The sequence below is a fragment of the Phenylobacterium aquaticum genome, assembly GCF_022695515.1.
Taxonomy (GTDB): domain Bacteria; phylum Pseudomonadota; class Alphaproteobacteria; order Caulobacterales; family Caulobacteraceae; genus Phenylobacterium; species Phenylobacterium aquaticum.
This window is the reverse complement of record NZ_JALDPT010000027.1, coordinates 61,207-77,517: the sequence shown is the minus strand read 5'-3', so window position 1 is coordinate 77,517 and position 16,311 is coordinate 61,207. Positions and strand designations below refer to the sequence as shown.

14 protein-coding genes and 1 pseudogene are annotated in these 16,311 nt (G+C 68.8%); 10 read left to right on the top strand and 5 right to left on the bottom strand.

The annotated features are described in order from the left end of the window. On the top strand, window positions 1-384 hold a 384-nt coding region (locus MQH10_RS18500), incomplete at its 5' end, for an OmpA family protein (RefSeq protein WP_242565479.1). Between the two features lie 87 nt (window positions 385-471). Here MQH10_RS18500 and MQH10_RS18495 read toward each other — a convergent pair. Beyond that, window positions 472-942 (bottom strand): Lrp/AsnC ligand binding domain-containing protein, encoded by a 471-nt coding sequence (locus MQH10_RS18495; RefSeq protein WP_242565478.1) that lies wholly within the window; start codon window positions 940-942, stop codon window positions 472-474. An 83-nt stretch (window positions 943-1,025) separates the two neighbouring features. Between MQH10_RS18495 and MQH10_RS27270 the strand changes: the two genes are divergently transcribed. From MQH10_RS27270 to MQH10_RS18480, 4 genes and pseudogenes are all read left to right on the top strand, one after another. Further along, the gene (locus tag MQH10_RS27270; protein WP_473828314.1) at window positions 1,026-1,505 is read left to right on the top strand and encodes a hypothetical protein; all 480 of its coding nucleotides are present in this window, start codon (window positions 1,026-1,028) and stop codon (window positions 1,503-1,505) included. Then, the gene (putA, locus tag MQH10_RS18490) at window positions 1,502-4,135 is read left to right on the top strand and encodes a bifunctional proline dehydrogenase/L-glutamate gamma-semialdehyde dehydrogenase PutA (RefSeq protein ID WP_473828313.1); all 2,634 of its coding nucleotides are present in this window, start codon (window positions 1,502-1,504) and stop codon (window positions 4,133-4,135) included. Before MQH10_RS27270 ends, putA begins: the two co-directional genes overlap by 4 nt. A 361-nt stretch (window positions 4,136-4,496) precedes the next feature. Then, window positions 4,497-6,364: pseudogene (locus MQH10_RS18485) on the top strand (ribonucleoside-diphosphate reductase subunit alpha). A 205-nt stretch (window positions 6,365-6,569) separates the two neighbouring features. Then, window positions 6,570-7,445, top strand: coding sequence for a lipid A-modifier LpxR family protein (locus MQH10_RS18480; RefSeq protein ID WP_242565477.1), 876 nt, complete (start codon window positions 6,570-6,572; stop codon window positions 7,443-7,445). 1 nt (window position 7,446) lies between these two features. On the opposite strand, the gene MQH10_RS18475 is transcribed toward MQH10_RS18480, so the two are convergent. After that, window positions 7,447-8,094 (bottom strand): glutathione S-transferase family protein, encoded by a 648-nt coding sequence (locus MQH10_RS18475; protein WP_242565476.1) that lies wholly within the window; start codon window positions 8,092-8,094, stop codon window positions 7,447-7,449. Between the two features lie 137 nt (window positions 8,095-8,231). On the opposite strand from MQH10_RS18475, the gene MQH10_RS18470 reads away from it, so the two are divergent. Continuing rightward, a complete protein-coding gene (locus MQH10_RS18470; protein ID WP_419720790.1) occupies window positions 8,232-9,269 on the top strand; it encodes a ribonucleotide-diphosphate reductase subunit beta in 1,038 nt (345 codons plus the stop codon). Between the two features lie 126 nt (window positions 9,270-9,395). On the opposite strand, the gene htpX is transcribed toward MQH10_RS18470, so the two are convergent. Further along, window positions 9,396-10,319, bottom strand: a complete 924-nt coding sequence (htpX, locus tag MQH10_RS18465; RefSeq protein ID WP_242565475.1) for a zinc metalloprotease HtpX — start codon at window positions 10,317-10,319, stop codon at window positions 9,396-9,398. Window positions 10,320-10,389: 70 nt separating this feature from the next. Beyond that, window positions 10,390-11,625: a dicarboxylate/amino acid:cation symporter gene (locus MQH10_RS18460; RefSeq protein ID WP_242565474.1), complete on the bottom strand. Its 1,236-nt coding sequence runs from the start codon at window positions 11,623-11,625 to the stop codon at window positions 10,390-10,392. Window positions 11,626-11,737: 112 nt separating this feature from the next. Between MQH10_RS18460 and MQH10_RS18455 the strand changes: the two genes are divergently transcribed. Beyond that, entirely contained in the window at window positions 11,738-13,189 is a 1,452-nt protein-coding gene (locus MQH10_RS18455) for an AMP nucleosidase (protein WP_242565473.1), read from the top strand. Here the strand turns inward: MQH10_RS18455 and MQH10_RS18450 are convergent. Further along, a complete protein-coding gene (locus MQH10_RS18450; RefSeq protein WP_242565472.1) occupies window positions 13,186-13,926 on the bottom strand; it encodes an alpha/beta fold hydrolase in 741 nt (246 codons plus the stop codon). The two genes, MQH10_RS18455 and MQH10_RS18450, sit on opposite strands and share 4 nt — an antisense overlap. Window positions 13,927-13,974: 48 nt before the next feature. Here MQH10_RS18450 and MQH10_RS18445 point away from each other — a divergent pair, with 48 nt between their 5' ends. The 3 genes from MQH10_RS18445 to MQH10_RS18435 all read left to right on the top strand — a co-directional run bounded on the left by MQH10_RS18445 (window position 13,975) and on the right by MQH10_RS18435 (window position 16,217). Further along, window positions 13,975-14,160 (top strand): oxidoreductase-like domain-containing protein, encoded by a 186-nt coding sequence (locus MQH10_RS18445; RefSeq protein WP_242565471.1) that lies wholly within the window; start codon window positions 13,975-13,977, stop codon window positions 14,158-14,160. Window positions 14,161-14,198: 38 nt separating this feature from the next. Next, window positions 14,199-14,975: a tyrosine-protein phosphatase gene (locus MQH10_RS18440; RefSeq protein WP_242565470.1), complete on the top strand. Its 777-nt coding sequence runs from the start codon at window positions 14,199-14,201 to the stop codon at window positions 14,973-14,975. A 72-nt stretch (window positions 14,976-15,047) separates the two neighbouring features. Further along, window positions 15,048-16,217, top strand: a complete 1,170-nt coding sequence (locus tag MQH10_RS18435) for a pyridoxal-phosphate-dependent aminotransferase family protein (protein WP_242565469.1) — start codon at window positions 15,048-15,050, stop codon at window positions 16,215-16,217. Window positions 16,218-16,311 lie beyond the last annotated feature (94 nt).

Below are 16,311 nucleotides of genomic sequence, written 5' to 3'. Positions count from 1 at the left end.
CCGCCGCCTCCCCCGCCTCCGCCTCCCCCGCCGCCTCCGCCGGCGTATGAGGCCAAGCAATTCATCGTCTACTTCCCGTTCGATCAGTTCGTCCTGACGCCGGAAGCCCAGACGGTGGTTTCGGAAGCCGCGAACTACGCCAACGCCGGCCACGCCACCCGCGTGATCGTCGTCGGTCACACCGACACCTCCGGCTCGCCGGCCTACAACGTCCGCCTGTCGGAACGTCGGGCCAAGGCCGTGGCTGACGCCCTGGTGGGCCTGAGCGTTCCTCAGACCGCCCTGCAAGTCGACTGGAAGGGCGAAACGCAACTCGCCGTTCCGACCGCCGACGGCGTCAAGGAACCTCTGAACCGCCGCTCGACGATCGACATCAACTTCTGATCTCGATCCTCGGCAGGTTCGCCGAACTAAGCTGGAGCCCGGTCGCAAGACCGGGCTCTTTGCGTTTGGGGATCAGATCGCCACCGGTCAGATCGGGAGCCGGGTGGAGGATTTCACTTCCTCCAGCACCGCATAGGTCCGCGTCTCGCGCACGCCGGGAATGCGCACCAGCACCTCCTCCAGGAACTTGCGGTACTCGACGAGGTCGGCGACGCGCGCCTTGATCAGATAGTCGAACCCGCCGGCCACCATGTGGCACTCCAGGACGTCCGGCGCCTTGCGCGCCGCCGCGGCGAAGCTCTCGAAGACGTCAGGCGTGGTGCGATCCAGCACCACCTCGACGAAGATCAGCACGTCGCGTCCGACCTTGGTGGGGTCGAGGATGGCCGAATAGCCGGTGATGAAGCCCTCGTCGCGCAGGCGGCGCACCCGGTCCGAGCAGGCCGAGGCCGACAGGTTGCAGCGCTGGGCCAGGTCGGCGTTGCTGATCCGGCCGTCGTCCTGCAGGACCCGCAGCAGGCGTTTGTCGGTGTCGTCCAGCCGTAGAGATTTTGACATTCGCCTCAAGTTCTCGTGAAATCACCGGTAGATTGGCGATAACTCCGTACGACATTCGCCGAATTTGGCAATATTCCGGTGGAATGTTCAGCCAAGCCCTCCTCGACGCCCTGACCGCTCTCGACGATGAGAAGTTCGTCGATGAACGCACCGCGACCGCCGCCCTCCTGGCCACACCGCCGCTCGGCGCCGACGAGCGCGACGAGGTCCGGCAGGAAGCCGAGACCCTGGTCCGTGCGGCCCGCCGCAGCGCGCGGCGCCAGGGCGTGGTCGAGAGCTTCCTGCAGGAATTCTCGCTGTCGACCCGGGAAGGCCTGGCGCTCATGTGCCTGGCCGAGGCCCTGCTGCGCACCCCGGACGAACAGACCCGCGACCGGCTGATCGCCGAGAAGATCGCCTCGGCCGACTGGTCGAGCCACCTGGGCCGCTCCGACAGCCTGCTGGTCAATGCTTCGACCTGGAGCCTGATGCTCACCGGCAAGCTGATCGACCCGGACGAGGAGCGCGCGCCGACCTGCCGGGCTTCATCCGCCGTCTCGCGGGCCGGCTGGGCGAACCGGTGATTCGCCAGGCGGTGGCCGGGGCGGTGAAGATCATGGGCGAACAGTTCGTCCTGGGCCGCACCATCGACCTGGCGATCAAGCGCGCCGCATCGGACGGCTATGTCTGCTCCTTCGACATGCTGGGGGAGGGCGCCCGGACCGCCGCCGACGCCGATCGCTATGAGGCCGCCTACGCCCAGGCCCTGCGCGCCGTGGGCGCCCAGGCCAAGGACCAGGGGCCCGAAGCCGGCCACGGGGTGTCGGTGAAGCTCTCGGCCCTTTGCCCCCGCTATGAGGCGCGGCAGGAGGACAAGGTCTGGGCCGACCTCTATCCCCGGCTGCTGCGGCTGGCGACCATCGCGGCCGAGGCCAATATCAACCTGACCCTCGACGCCGAGGAGGCCGATCGCCTCGCCCTGTCGCTCAAGCTGCTCGACCGGCTGGCGCGCGCGCCGGAGCTCGGGTCCTGGCGGGGCCTCGGCCTGGCGATCCAGGCCTATCAGAAGCGCAGCCCCCGGACGGTCGCCGCCGTCGCCGACATCGCGCGCGCCACCGGGCGCAGACTGATGGTGCGTCTGGTCAAGGGCGCCTATTGGGATTCCGAGATCAAGCGCGCCCAGGTGGGCGGCCTCGCCGGCTATCCCGTCTATACCACCAAGGCCGCGACCGACCTGTCCTACCTGGCCTGCGCGCGGGTGCTGCTCGCCGCCTCGCCGGCGCTCTATCCGCAGTTCGCCACCCACAACGCCCACACCCTGGCCGCTGTCCGCCACATGGCCCGTCAGGCCGGAGTCGAACCGGAATTCCAGCGCCTGCACGGCATGGGCGAGGCGCTCTACGCCGGCGCCGATCAGCGCTATGGCGCGCTGAAGCTGCGGGTCTACGCCCCCGTCGGCGGGCATGAAGAGCTGTTGCCCTATCTGGTCCGCCGGCTCCTGGAGAACGGGGCCAACACCTCCTTCGTCCACGCCCTGCTCGACGAGAAGACCCCGGTCTCCGCCGTGGTCGGCGATCCGATCGGTGCGGTGGAAGCCACCGGCGGCGCGCCGCATCCGCGCATCCCCCTGCCGGTCGACCTCTATGGCGCGAGCCGTCGCAACTCGGCCGGCGTCGATCTGTCGGTGGCCGCTGAGCGCGACCGCCTGGCCCTGTCCGTCGCCGCCCTGGACGCCGGGGCGCTCACCGCCGGGCCGATCATCGCCGGGGACGAGATCAATGAGGGCCCGGGCGAGACGCGCACCTCGCCCGCGGACCGCGCGCGACGGATCGGCCAGGCCTGGTCGACGGACCCCGCCCAGATCAACACCGCCTTCTCCATCGCCAAGACCGCCCAGCCGGCCTGGGACGCCCTGGGCGGCCACGCCCGCGCCCGCATCCTGCGAGCCATGGCTGACGCCCTGGAGGCCCATCGCAACGTGCTCGTCGCCATCTGCGCGAGGGAAGCCGGCAAGACACTCAGCGACGGGGTCGCCGAGGTGCGCGAGGCTGCCGACTTCTGCCGCTATTACGCCCATCTGGCGGAGCGTCAGTTCTCCGGTCCCGAGACCCTCAAAGGTCCGGTCGGCGAGGTGAACCAGCTGAGCCTGCACGGCCGCGGCGTGTTCGTCGCCATCAGCCCCTGGAACTTCCCCCTGGCCATCTTCACCGGCCAGATCGCCGCGGCCTTGGCCGCCGGCAACACCGTCCTGGCCAAGCCCGCCGAACAGACCCCGTTGATCGCCGCGGCGGCCGTACGCCTGTTCCTGCGGGCCGGCCTGCCGGAAGAGGTTCTGCACCTGCTGCCCGGCGAGGGGGCGACGGTGGGCGCCGCCCTGGTCAGCCATCCGACCTGCGCCGGCGTCGCCTTCACCGGCGGCACGGAGACCGCCTGGGCGATCAATCGCGCCCTGGCCGCCCGCCAGGGCCCGATCATCCCCTTCATCGCCGAGACAGGCGGGCTCAACGCCATGTTCGTCGACACCACGGCCCTGCGGGAACAGGTGATCGACGACGTCATCGCCTCGGCCTTCGGCTCGGCGGGCCAGCGTTGCTCGGCCCTGCGCATCCTGTTCGCGCCGAAAGACACCGCCGACAGCCTGGTCGAGGGCCTGAAGGGCGCGATGGACGCCCTGGTGCTGGGCGAACCGGCGGATCCGCGCACCGACATCGGGCCGGTGATCGACGAGGACGCGCGCGGCGTCCTTGCCGCCCATCTCGAACGCCTGAGCGCCGAGGCCAAGGTGCTGCACGCCCTGCCGGCACCGGGCGGCGGCAGCTTCTTCGGCCCGATTCTGGCCGAGATCCCCTCGGCCGACTTCCTGCCGCGCGAGGTGTTCGGCCCGATCCTGCATCTCGTCCGCTACGAGCCGGGCAAGCTGGCGCCCGCCGCCGCCGCGCTCGCGGCCCAGGGCTATGGCCTGACGCTCGGGGTCCACAGCCGGATCGAAGCCTTCGCAGAGGAGGTCCGGCAGGCCGTCCCGGCCGGCAACGCCTATGTGAACCGCTCCATGATCGGCGCCGTGGTGGGCGTCCAGCCGTTCGGGGGCGAGGGCCTGTCGGGCACCGGCCCCAAGGCCGGCGGGCCACACGCCCTGCTGCGCTTTGCGGTCGAACGTGCGCTCAGCGTCAACATCGCCGCCCAGGGCGGCGATCCGGCCCTGCTGAATCTCTGACGCGGCGGGCGGGGCTTCAGGCCCTAGCCGATCCCCGGGCCCCGCCCCCGGATCACAATCGGTCCGGGGGCGCCTCTTGCAGGGCGAATGCCCAAGCTGGGCGCCGAGTTGATTTGTCACACTGTCGTGAGGCCCCCCGCCGCGCGCGCGGAAAACCTTGAAGGATCAACCGCCGTCAAGCGACGTTAACCTCTCGTTAAAGAAAAACTCCGGGGGACAACCCGTTGCCCCCGTTGACGAGTCATTAGCCCTTATGCCCCCATATAGTGGGTGTCGGACCTGCGCCGCCCACAAGATGTAGGGGTGGGGCGGATCGGACGCCACTGTCCGTGAAGTTCCTGATTGAATTGGATTTTGGGCGATGAGCAGCAGCGAAGCGGTGATGCGGACGGTCTCGGAAGCGGCTAAGGCGGCGCCGGAACGGGCTGACCGACCCCAGCTGCAGCTGGTCCGTAAGGTTGAAGTGGATCGGTCGCGCGACGCGCTGCTGACCGATTTCGGCAAGACCACCCTGGAGGATCGCTACCTCCTGCAGGGCGAGAGCTACCAGGACATGTTCGCCCGCGTCGCCACGGCCTATGCCGACGACGCCGACCACGCCCAGCGGGTCTATGACTATATCTCGCGCCTCTGGTTCATGCCGGCCACCCCGGTGCTGTCCAATGGCGGCGCCGATCGCGGTCTGCCGATCTCCTGCTTCCTGAACGCCGTGGGCGACAGCCTGGAAGGCATCCAGGGCGTCTGGAACGAGAACGTGGCGCTCGCCTCTAACGGCGGCGGCATCGGCACCTACTGGGGCGGCGTCCGCTCCATCGGCGAGAAGGTCAAGGGCGCCGGCCAGACCAGCGGCATCATCCCCTTCATCCGGGTGATGGATAGCCTGACGCTCGCCATCAGCCAGGGCTCCCTGCGCCGCGGTTCGGCGGCGGTCTATCTGGACATCCACCATCCGGAGATCGAGGAGTTCCTTGAGATCCGCAAACCCTCGGGCGACTTCAATCGCAAGTCGCTCAACCTGCACCACGGTATCTCGGTCACCGACGAGTTCATGGAGGCCGTCCGCGACGGCGCCATGTTCGGCCTGCGCTCGCCTAAGAACGGCGAAGTTCTGCGCGAGGTCGACGCCCGAACCCTGTGGCAGAAGATCCTCGAGATCCGCCTGCAGACCGGCGAGCCCTACCTGATCTTCTCCGACACCGTGAACCGGTCCATGCCGCAGCATCAGCGCGAGCTGGGCCTGAAGGTTCGCCAGTCGAACCTCTGCTCGGAGATCATGCTGCACACCGGCGTCGATCACCTGGGCCATGACCGCACGGCCGTCTGCTGCCTGTCCTCGGTCAACGCCGAGACCTTCATGGAATGGCGCGACCACCCGACCTTCATCGAGGACGTCATGCGCTTCCTCGACAATGTGCTCGAGGACTTCATCCAGCGCGCGCCGCCGGAAATGAAGAACGCGGTCTACGCCGCCAAGCGCGAGCGGTCGGTGGGCCTGGGCCTGATGGGCTTCCACTCGTTCCTGCAGATGCAGAACGTGCCCTTCGAAAGCGCGCTCGCCAAGTCCTGGAACATGCGCCTGTTCAAGCACCTGCGCCGCCAGTGCGACGCGGCCTCCCGGACGCTCGCCGCCGAGCGCGGCGCCTGCCCCGACGCGGCCGAGCGCGGGGTGATGGAGCGCTTCAGCCACAAGATCGCCATCGCGCCGACCGCCTCGATCTCGATCATCTGCGGCGGCACCTCGGCCGGCATCGAGCCGATCCCGGCCAATATCTACACCCACAAGACCCTGTCGGGCTCCTTCGCCGTCAAGAACCCCTATCTGGCGCGCCTGCTGGACGAGAAGGACCAGAACACCTCGGCGGTCTGGGACTCGATCCTGGAGAACGAGGGGTCGGTCCAACATCTCGACTTCCTGAGCCAGGACGAGAAGGACGTGTTCAAGACCGCCTTCGAACTGGACAGCGCTGGGTCGTGGAACTGGCCGCCGACCGCACCCCGGACGTCTGCCAGTCCCAGTCGGTCAATATCTTCCTGCCCGGCGACGTGGATAAGTGGGACCTGCACATGCTGCACTGGCAGGCCTGGGAACGCGGCTGCAAGTCGCTCTACTACCTGCGCTCCAAGTCCGTGCAGCGCGCGGCCCACGCCGGCGGCGAAGGCCTGGCCGCGGTGGTCGACATGAGCGGCGCCGCGAAGACCGACTACGAGGAATGCCTCGCCTGCCAGTAGGCTGGCCTCCATCTGCGAACGAACCGGACAGCGCCCTTCACGGGCGCTGTTTTGGTTTGAGCCCCAGGCCGGGACGTCTGCCCGTAAGAACTGCGTTTGGCGACCCTTGGTCGCGGGAACCGGGAATCCCCTTGCGTCGTTGGAACGACATGTAATCGTGTCATTGGAGCCGCGCGCATGTCGCTGCGGCGGAGGAGAGACCCCCATGAGGTCGTTGGCTGGGCTGGCCATCGTCTTCGGTGTTTTGGGATGTGCGGGCGGGGCTTCGGCGGCCAGCGCGCTCGCCCGGCCTGCTATGGCCGATGGCGGCGCGGCGCTCCTGATGAACGCCGCCTTCTCGGAGTCTTCGAATTTCGACGCTTCGGCCAAGGACGGCGATCCGATCGGCGCCCTCCTGGATCACGACACCGCCCGCCGCGGCGTAGGCCCTACGGCCTGGACCTCCAGCGAGGTGACGCTGGGCGGCGCCCGCGACGGCTCCGCGGTCAACGGCCTGAGGGTGTCGGTGGGCGGCGCCCTGCGCGGTCCTGACGGACGCCCCCTGCTCCTGGCCCCCCTGAACCGGGCCGAGCTTGAACCCCAGTCCTATGAAGTGGCCCTGACCCGCGACTGGCCGGGCGCCGTGCGGCTGTCCAGCGGACGCTATGATCTCGACCTCACCCCCCACGCCGGCCTGGGCATGACCAGCCTGGGCGGCTCGGCGGAAGCCGGCGCCACCCTGACCCTGGGCCAGAAGTCCCGCGAGGAAAGCCTCAAGGCCCAGCTCGGCCAGATGGGCGTGCAGGACGGCGCGGCGCTGGGGGATGAGGGCCGCTGGTACATCTACGCCGCGGCCAGCGGCCGGGCGGTGGGCCTGTCCATGCTGCGGGAGCAGGGCGGCTGGGACCGCGCCTGGGCCCAGGACAGCGCCTCGACCCTGATCAGCGACGCCCAGCTAGGGGTGGGCTGGCGCAAGGGCGCCATGCAGACCTCGTTCGGCTACCTGCATCGCGCCGTGAAGGGCGAGCACATGCTGATGGGCCAGGAGGCCAAGGACGACTCGGTCGTCGCCTTCTCCCTGTCGATCAAGCCCCGCCGCTAGATCAGCCGGTGTCGGACGGCATCCGCGCCGCCCAGAGATCCGCCAGCCGGGGATCGGCGTCGACCCGCCGAATGGCTGCGGCCATGGACGGGGCCACGGCGTAGAATCGCTCCCGCCGCGGCTGGAAGCGCGAGACCGTCGCCACATAGAGATCCAGCACCGACAGATCCTCGCCCAGCAGGTAACGGCCGGGCCGGATCTGCGCCCCCATGATTCGCCAGCAGTCGGCGATCCGCGCATGGGTCCGGTCGACCAGGATCTTCTGGGCCGCGCGATCCGGCGCCAGGCGCGAGGGCTCGTCCTTCACCCAGTAGAGCGAATAGATCGAGGCCGAGACGAAGCTCATCCAGCGCAGGAACTGACCGCGCCCGGGGGCGCCGGGGGGCGGGGCGAGTCTCGCGCCTGGATAGGCCTCGGCCAGCCAGATCAGGATCGCCGCGCTCTCGGTCAGGACCTCGCCGGACGGCAGGACCAGGGCCGGCACCTGGCGCATGGGATTGGCCTCCAGCACCTGGTCGCCGCTCTGCGGGTCGTCGGGGTCCCAGGTGATGGCGTCGATCAGGTCATGGGGCTCGCCGATCAGGGTCAGGGCGGCCTCCACGGCCACGGCGCCGGAGCCCGGCGCGCCGAACAGGGTGAGGTTGGGCATGCGACTTGTCCCCAGCTCCATTCACAACATGTTGGGGCGGTGCGTTAACTCGCCGCTAGATGTTGTCGGTGTTCGATGGCTATTGTGTCGTAGTTAATCCTACGTCCGTCGATTCCGCTCCCTGGGAAATTCCGACCGTGTCCGCACTCTCCCTGCCTGGCCTGCTCACCCCCTCCTACGCCTACAAGCCCTTCCGCTATCCGTGGGCCTATGACTTCTGGAAGAAGCAGCAGCAGGTCCACTGGATGCCGGAAGAGGTGCCGCTGGGCGAGGACTGCAAGGATTGGGCGACCAAGCTCAATGACCGCGAGCGCAATCTGCTGACCCAGATCTTCCGCTTCTTCACCCAGTCCGACGTCGAGGTGAACGACAACTACATGGAGCGCTACGGCCGGGTCTTCAAACCGACCGAGGTGAAGATGATGCTGGCCTCGTTCTCCAACATGGAGACGATCCACATCGCCGCCTACGCCCTGCTGCTCGAGACGATCGGCATGCCCGATAGCGAGTTCACGGCGTTCCTGGATTACCAGGAGATGCGCGACAAGCACGACTACATGCAGAAGTTCGGCGTCGATTCGAACGCCGACATCGCCCGCACGCTCGCCATGTTCGGCGGCTTCACCGAGGGCCTGCAGCTGTTCGCCAGCTTCGCCATGCTGATGAACTTCCCGCGCCACAACAAGATGAAGGGCATGGGCCAGATCGTGTCCTGGTCGGTGCGCGACGAGAGCCTGCACTGCGAAGGCATCATCAAGCTCTACCACGCCTTCAACGCCGAGACCGGCTGCGTCACCAAGTCGGTGGCCGACGACATCGTCGACTGCTGCAAGACGGTGGTGGGTCTGGAGGACAAGTTCATCGACCTGGCCTTCTCGGCTGGCGAGATCCAGGGCATGACCCCGGACGACATCAAGCGCTACATCCGCTTCATCGCCGACTGGCGCCTGCGCCAGCTGAACCTGCCGGAAGTCTATGGCGGGCTGAAGGAAAACCCGCTGCCCTGGCTGCAGTCCATGCTGTCGGGCGTCGAGCACGCCAACTTCTTCGAGGCCCGCTCGACGGAATATTCCAAGGCCGCCACCAAGGGCCAATGGCATGGCGACGTCGGCGTCTGGTCGGAGTTCGACAAGATGCTCGCCAAGCGGAGCGAGAACGTCCTGCCGGCGGAATAGGCCCAAGGCCCGCTCATCCCCGCGCAGGCGGGGACCCAAGCGGGGTGGGCGGTGTTCCGGGTGTCTGAGGAGGGTTGCGGCCTCAGCTTGGATCCCCGCCTCCGCGGGGACGAGCGGAGGCGAGGGTTAGCCCCACGGCCCTGGCCTATGGCCACTGGCCGGAACCGCCGTACCGGCCGCGGGGCGCGCGCGGGCCGGCGTCCGGCCCGCCATCTCCATCAGGGCCGCCACGCGGTTGCGGGTGGCCGGGTGGGTCGAGAACAGGTTGTCGGCGCCTTCGCCCGACAGCGGGTTGATGATGAACATGTGGCTGGTGGCCGGATTGTGCTCGGCGGCGATGTTGGGGATGCCGCGGGCATAGGCCTCGATCTTCTGCAGCGCCGAGGCCAGGGCCTGCGGGTCGCCGGAGATCTCCGCGCCGCCACGGTCGGCCTCATATTCCCGACCCCGGCTGATCGCCATCTGCACCAGGGCCGCGGCGATGGGCGCGAGGATGGCGACGGCGATGGCCTCCAGCCCGCTCGCCCGGTCACGATCCCCGCCCCGGAAGAAGAAGGCGAAGTTGGCGAGGGCCGAGACCGCGCCCGCGATGGTCGCGGTGACGGTCATGGTCAGGGTGTCGCGGTTGCGCACATGGGCCAGCTCGTGGGCCATGACGCCGCGGATCTCGCGGCGATCCAGCATGCGCAGCAGGCCCAGATTGGCGGCCACGGCGGCGTGGGCCGGGTCGCGGCCCGTGGCGAAGGCGTTGGGCTGCTCCGAGGGAATGATGAACACCCGCGGCGCCGGCAGGCCCGCGCCGGCCGCCATCTCGTGGACGTCGGCGACGAAGTTGCGGACCAGCGGGTCGGGGTGCGTCCCGTCCACCGGCTCGGCCTGATACATGGAGAGCACGATCTTGTCGGCGTTCCAGTAGCCGACCGCGTTCATCGCCACGCCGATGGCGAGCGCCACGGCCATGCCGGTCGGCCCCCCGATCAGATAACCCGCGCCCACGAACAGGGCGGTGAGGGCGGCGAGCAGGGCGAAGGTCTTGATCTGGTTACGCATGGGTCCTGAAGCGGGTAAGGGGTCCGACCAGATATGGGGACCCCGACCCGGCGGCTTCAAGGCGCCCGATCTAGGCCTTGGCCGGCGCCTCGATCTCCCCTTCCCAGCGGGCGACCACGGCGCTGGCCACGGAATTGCCGACTACATTGGTCGCCGAACGGCCCATGTCGAGCAGCTGGTCCACCGCCAGGATCAGGCCGATGCCGGCCTCGGGCAGCTTGAAATAGGCCAAGGTCGCGGCGATCACCACGATCGAGGCCTTGGGCACGCCGGCCATGCCCTTGGAGGTGACCATCAGCAGGCCCAGCATGGTGATCTGCTGGCTCAGCGTCAGGTGCACCCCATAGATCTGGGCGATGAACAGGGTCGCAAAGGTGCAGTACATCATCGACCCGTCCAGATTGAACGAGTAGCCGAGCGGCAGGACGAAGCTCGCCACCTTGCGGGACACCCCGAACTTCTGCAGCGCCTCCAGGGTGCCGGGATAGGCGGCTTCCGACGAGGCGGTAGAGAAGGCGAGCAGGATCGGCTGGCGGATGCCGGCGATCAGCCTGAGCGCGCGGGGGCCCACGAAGACGACCAGCGCCAGGAACAGCAGGGCCCAGAGCAGGCCCAGCGACAGGTAGAATCCACCGACGAACTTGGCGTAGGCGCCCAGGATATCCAGGCCCTTGGTCGCGATGATCGAGGCCAGGGCCGCGAAGATGGCGATGGGCGAGGCGCTCATCACATAGCCGGTGACCTTCAGCATGATGGCCGAGACCTGTTCGACCAGGGCCATGACCGCCGGGGCCCGGTCGTCGATGGCCGCCACCGCCGTGCCGACGAAGATCGAGAACACCACGATCGGCAGGATCTCGTTATTGGCCATGGCTTTGATGATCGAGTCGGGGATCAGGTGGGTGGTCAGGAAGTCCTTCAGCGTCAGTTCCGTGCCGGTGATCGAAGCCGCCGCGGCGGCGGCCGGATCGGCGGCCACGCCCACGCCGGGCTGGATCCACTGGACCATGACCAGGCCGATGGTCAGCGAGATGATCGAGGCGGTGATGAACCAGAACATGGTCTTCACCCCCACCCGGCCCACGGCCGCGGCGTCTTCCATGTGGGCGATGCCGGCCACCAGGGTGGAGAACACCAGGGGCGCGATGATCATCTTGATGGCCCGCAGGAACACCGTGGTGATGATCGAGAGATTGTCCGCCACCGTCTTGGCGTCGGCCGCCGGCAGATAGGTGTGCACAGCCCATCCGGCCGCGACCCCCAGCACCATGGCCAGGATGACGAAGGTGGTGAAAAGCCTGTTCATGGAGCCCCCGGGCGTGTCTTTCAGCCGGCCTTTGTCGCCGGGAACCGGCTCTGCGTCCATCCCGGCGCCGAACCTGCCTCGAATCCTTCGTCGAGCGGCGCTATAACGCGCCATGACTGCAGAGAATGAAGCGGCCCGCATCGTCGCGCGGCTGGAAGAAGAATACGCGACCTCGGTCGAGGCCCTGCGCAAGGCGCTCAAGATTTTCCTGTCCGGCGGACCGCCGCCGAAGCCGGAAGTCCGGGCCGCCGGGGCCTTCGTCTATCCCGAACTCCGCCTCCATTGGCCGAGCGGCCACGGCTATCCGCGGCTGTCGCGGGCCTATGCGCGGCTCTCGGCGCCCGGCCAGTACGCCGTGACCGTGACCCGGCCCGACCTGTTCCGCGACTATCTGATCGAGCAGATCAGCCTGTTGCTCACCGACTTCGAGGTGACGATCGAGGTCGGCCGCTCGACCCAGGAAATGCCCTTCCCCTATGTGCTGGACGGGGCGGTCGACCTCGCCATGGCCGATGTGGGCGCCGCCGACATCGCCCGGCACTTCCCGGCCACCGAACTCGCCCATATCGGCGACGAGATCGCCGACGGCTTCTGGAACTTCGGGACCGACCAGGCCCGGCCGCTCGCCCTGTTCGACGGCCTGCGCACCGACTTCTCCCTGGCCCGCCTGACCCACTACACCGGCGCCCCGGCCGAGCACGTGCAGCAGTTCATCCTGTTCACCAACTACCACCGCTATGTGGACGAGTTCGTCCGCTGGGGCTGCCAGCAGCTGAAGGAGGGCGGGCGCTATACCGCGCTGTCCGCCGCCGGCCGGGTGATGGTCACGGCCGACACCCCCAATCCGGAACAGGCCGTGGCCGACGGCGCCTGGCGGCGTCACCAGATGCCCGCCTATCACCTGATGGCCGAGGGCCGGGCCGGCATCACCCTGGTCAACATCGGGGTCGGCCCCTCCAACGCCAAGACCATCTGCGACCACCTGGCGGTGATCCGGCCCCAGGCCTGGCTGATGATCGGCCACTGTGGCGGTCTGCGCGGCTCCCAGACCATCGGCGACTATGTGCTGGCCCACGCCTATCTGCGCGACGACCACGTGCTGGACTCCGTGCTGCCGCCGGAGATCCCGATCCCGGCCATCGCCGAGGTGCAGGTGGCCATGAACCGCGCCGCCGAGCTGGTCACCGGCGAGACCGGCGAACCGCTCAAGCGCCGGCTGCGCACCGGCACGGTGGTCACCACCGACGACCGCAACTGGGAGCTCCGCTATTCCTCCAGCGCGTTGCGGTTCAATCAGTCCCGCGCCGTCGCAATCGACATGGAAAGCGCCACCATCGCCGCCCAGGGCTACCGGTTCCGGGTGCCCTACGGGACCCTGCTGTGCGTCTCCGACAAGCCTCTGCACGGGGAACTGAAGCTGCCCGGCCAGGCCAACGCCTTCTATGAGCGCGCCATCGGCCAGCATCTGCAGATCGGCATCGCCACCATGGACCTGCTGCGCCAGGAGGGACCCCGGCTGCATTCGCGCAAGCTGCGCAGCTTCGACGAGCCGCCGTTCCGCTAGGCCAGGAAGTCCACGAGCGTCTCCCGGAACTCCGGCGCCGCCACCGCCGTCCCGTGGTCGCCCCGCACCGCGACGAATCGCCCGCCCAGCCAGGCGGCCAGGGTCTCGCCGGACCCGTTGTCGTGGTCGCCACGGCCCATCAGCACCAGGGCGGGGATCCCGATCGCCCGGATCTCGGCCTCGGTGGTGGGGTGGAATGAGGCCAGCACCCCCAGCATGGCCTCGGGCTTCAGGCCCTGGTCGGCCATCAGCTTGTGCAGGGCCGCGCCCATGGCGGCGTCCTGCGCCAGCGCGCCGTTGCGGATCGCGTCCTCGAAGGCGTCGGCGCGGGGGCCGGCCTCCATGATCGCGGTCTCGCCCATGCCGCCGATCACCAGGCGCCGGGGCCTGAGGCCGCCGACAATGGCGCGGATCGCCGTGCGGCCGCCCATGGAATAGCCCGCGAGGTCGTAGTCGGTGAGGCCGAGATGGGCGACGAGCTCGATCACATCGCGGGCCATGACGTCGGCCGGCCACAGGGCGGGGTCGGTCGGCGCCTCCGACCGGCCGTGGCCGCGGGCGTCCGGGACGATGACCTGGCGGCCGGTCTCGACCAGGGCCTGGACCAGCCGGGGCGCCGCCCAGTTGCGGGCGCCGCTTGACAGGAAGCCGTGCAGCAGGATGACCGGTCGGCCGGCGCCCTCGACGGCATAGGCGATGCGGACGCCGTCAGAGGCGGTGAAGTGATGTTCGGTCATGCGCCTGAGGATTGCCTGGATCGGCGCGCGGACGCTACACCCGCCGTGATGAACCCGCCCGTCGTCCCCAGACCGCCCACGCGCCCCGACGACGCCGAGTGCTGCCATCGCGGCTGCTGCCCCTGCATCTTCGACTATTATGACGGGGCGCTGGAGCGCTGGCGCAAGCGCATCGAGACCCTCGGCCTGGACCCGGATCAGCTGCTGGCGGAGATGACGCCGCCCGCGCCCTGAGATTGCGCGCGCGGCCCCTCCGGCGCTAGACCATCGCCATGACCCGGCACATCCCCCTCGAAGGCGTCGAGAACTTCCGTGACTTCGGCGGCTATGACACCGCCTGCGGCCGCGGCCTGAAGCGCGGCGTGCTCTACCGCTCCGCCAACCACGCCAACGCCACGGAGGCGGACCTCGCCACCATGCGCGACCTGGGCGTCGAGGTGATCGTGGACCTGCGGCGGCCGCTGGAGCGCCAGCGGGAACCGTCCCGGCGCTGGGAGGGGTTCTCGGGCCGGGTGATCGAGAACGACATAGAGGACGTCCACGGCGACTGGGCGACCCAGATGGCCAGCGTCCCCGATATCGACGCCAACTGGTTCTACGAGGACAGCATCGGCTTCTATCGCAAGGGCCCGTTCGAAGCCCGGCATGTCGACCTGTTCAGCCGCTATTTCCAGGCCCTGGCCGAGACCGACGGGGCGGTGGTGGTGCACTGCGCCGCGGGCAAGGACCGCACGGGCATGATCTGCGCCTTCACCCACCACATCGCCGGGGTGCATCGCGACGACCTGATCTCCGACTATCTGGCCACCAACCACGAGGGCCGGATCCTGCATCGGGTGAACTTCCTGCGCGACTACATCAAGAACCTCACCGGCAAGACCGTCAGCGACGAGGCTTTGCGGGTCGCGGTCAGCGTGCACGAGGACTATCTCGACACTGCGCTCAGCGAGATCGAGGCCCGCTGCGGCACGATGGACAACTATCTGCGCGACGTGCTGGGCGTGGACGACGCCCACCGCCAGAGGATCGCCGACAAGATCCTGGCCTGACGCCAAGATTGCCTCCGGGGCGATCCCGGCCTAAGCGTCCCCGCCGAAAAGACACGACCGGGGATGAAACACATGCAGTCCTTCCAGCCGCCGCGCCGGATCCTGATGGGACCGGGCCCCTCCGACGTCAGCCCCCGCGTGCTGGCGGCCCTGGCCCGCCCGACCATCGGCCACCTGGATCCCGAGTTCCAGAAGCTGATGGAAGAGATCAAGGCGGCGATGTCGCGGCTGTTCAACGCCCCCGACCACGCCTGCGTGCCGCTACCGGCCCCCGGCACGGCCGGCATGGAAGCGGCGATCATGAACCTGCTGGAGCCCGGCGACCGGGCGGTGATCGCCATCAATGGCGCGTTCGGCGGCCGCATGGCCGACATGGCCGACCGGGCCGGCGCCGAGGTCACCAAGGTCGAGTTCGAATGGGGCCAGCCGGTCGATCCGGTCAAGGTCGAAGAGGCGATGAAGGGCGGACCGGTGAAGGTCCTGGCCTTCGTCCACGCCGAGACCTCGACCGGCGCCCGCTCGGACGCCGCCGCCCTGTGCGCCCTGGCCCGCAAGTACGGCGCCCTGTCGGTGGTCGACTGCGTCACCTCCCTGGGCGGGATCGTCGTGGATGTGGCGGCCTGGGACGCCGACGTCGTCTATTCCGGCACCCAGAAGTGCCTCTCGGCGCCCCCCGGCCTGTCGCCCATCGCGCTGTCGAAGCGGGCCCAGGCGGCGATCACCGGCCGCAAGACCAAGGTCCGCAACTGGCTCTTGGACTTCAACCTGCTGATGTCCTACTGGGGCGGCGAGGGGGGACGGACCTATCACCACACCGCCCCGATCAATGCGCTCTATGGCCTGCACGAGAGCCTGGTCGCTCTGTTCGAGGAGGGCCAACAGGCCGTTCTGGTCCGCCACGCCCGCACCCACGAATCGCTGGCGGCCGGGATCGAGGCCGCCGGCCTGAAGTTCCTGGTCGATGAGCCCCATCGCCTGCCGCAGCTGAACGCGGTGATCGTGCCCGACGGCGTCGATGAGGCCGCGGTGCGTAGCTACGTGCTCGCCAAATGGGACCTGGAGCTGGGCGCGGGCCTGGGGCCGCTCAAGGGCAAGGTCTGGCGCATCGGCCTGATGGGCGCCTCGGCCACCCCCTGGCACGTGCGCCTGTGCCTGAGCGCCTTGTGCGAGGCGCTGGAGGCCCAGGGCTTCAAGACCGACGCCAAGGCGGTGCTGGCCGCCGCGGACGCCAAGCTGGCCTGACCCCGGACAAGCCGGGTCGGAGGTCCAGGACTTTCACATCCGCCGAGGGCAATGCCGCCCCTCGGCGGGGTGACGGCGCGCCTGCCCTGGGTGA

Excerpts from the sequence above, each read along its gene's own strand:
- MQH10_RS18495 (WP_242565478.1), bottom strand. The coding sequence starts at position 942 with ATGTCAAAATCTCTACGGCTGGACGACACCGACAAACGCCTGCTGCGG.
- MQH10_RS27270 (WP_473828314.1), top strand. The coding sequence starts at position 1,026 with ATGTTCAGCCAAGCCCTCCTCGACGCCCTGACCGCTCTCGACGATGAG.
- MQH10_RS18480 (WP_242565477.1), top strand. The coding sequence starts at position 6,570 with ATGAGGTCGTTGGCTGGGCTGGCCATCGTCTTCGGTGTTTTGGGATGT.
- MQH10_RS18475 (WP_242565476.1), bottom strand. The coding sequence starts at position 8,094 with ATGCCCAACCTCACCCTGTTCGGCGCGCCGGGCTCCGGCGCCGTGGCC.
- htpX (WP_242565475.1), bottom strand. The coding sequence starts at position 10,319 with ATGCGTAACCAGATCAAGACCTTCGCCCTGCTCGCCGCCCTCACCGCC.
- MQH10_RS18460 (WP_242565474.1), bottom strand. The coding sequence starts at position 11,625 with ATGAACAGGCTTTTCACCACCTTCGTCATCCTGGCCATGGTGCTGGGG.
- MQH10_RS18455 (WP_242565473.1), top strand. The coding sequence starts at position 11,738 with ATGACTGCAGAGAATGAAGCGGCCCGCATCGTCGCGCGGCTGGAAGAA.
- MQH10_RS18450 (WP_242565472.1), bottom strand. The coding sequence starts at position 13,926 with ATGACCGAACATCACTTCACCGCCTCTGACGGCGTCCGCATCGCCTAT.
- MQH10_RS18445 (WP_242565471.1), top strand. The coding sequence starts at position 13,975 with ATGAACCCGCCCGTCGTCCCCAGACCGCCCACGCGCCCCGACGACGCC.
- MQH10_RS18440 (WP_242565470.1), top strand. The coding sequence starts at position 14,199 with ATGACCCGGCACATCCCCCTCGAAGGCGTCGAGAACTTCCGTGACTTC.
- MQH10_RS18435 (WP_242565469.1), top strand. The coding sequence starts at position 15,048 with ATGCAGTCCTTCCAGCCGCCGCGCCGGATCCTGATGGGACCGGGCCCC.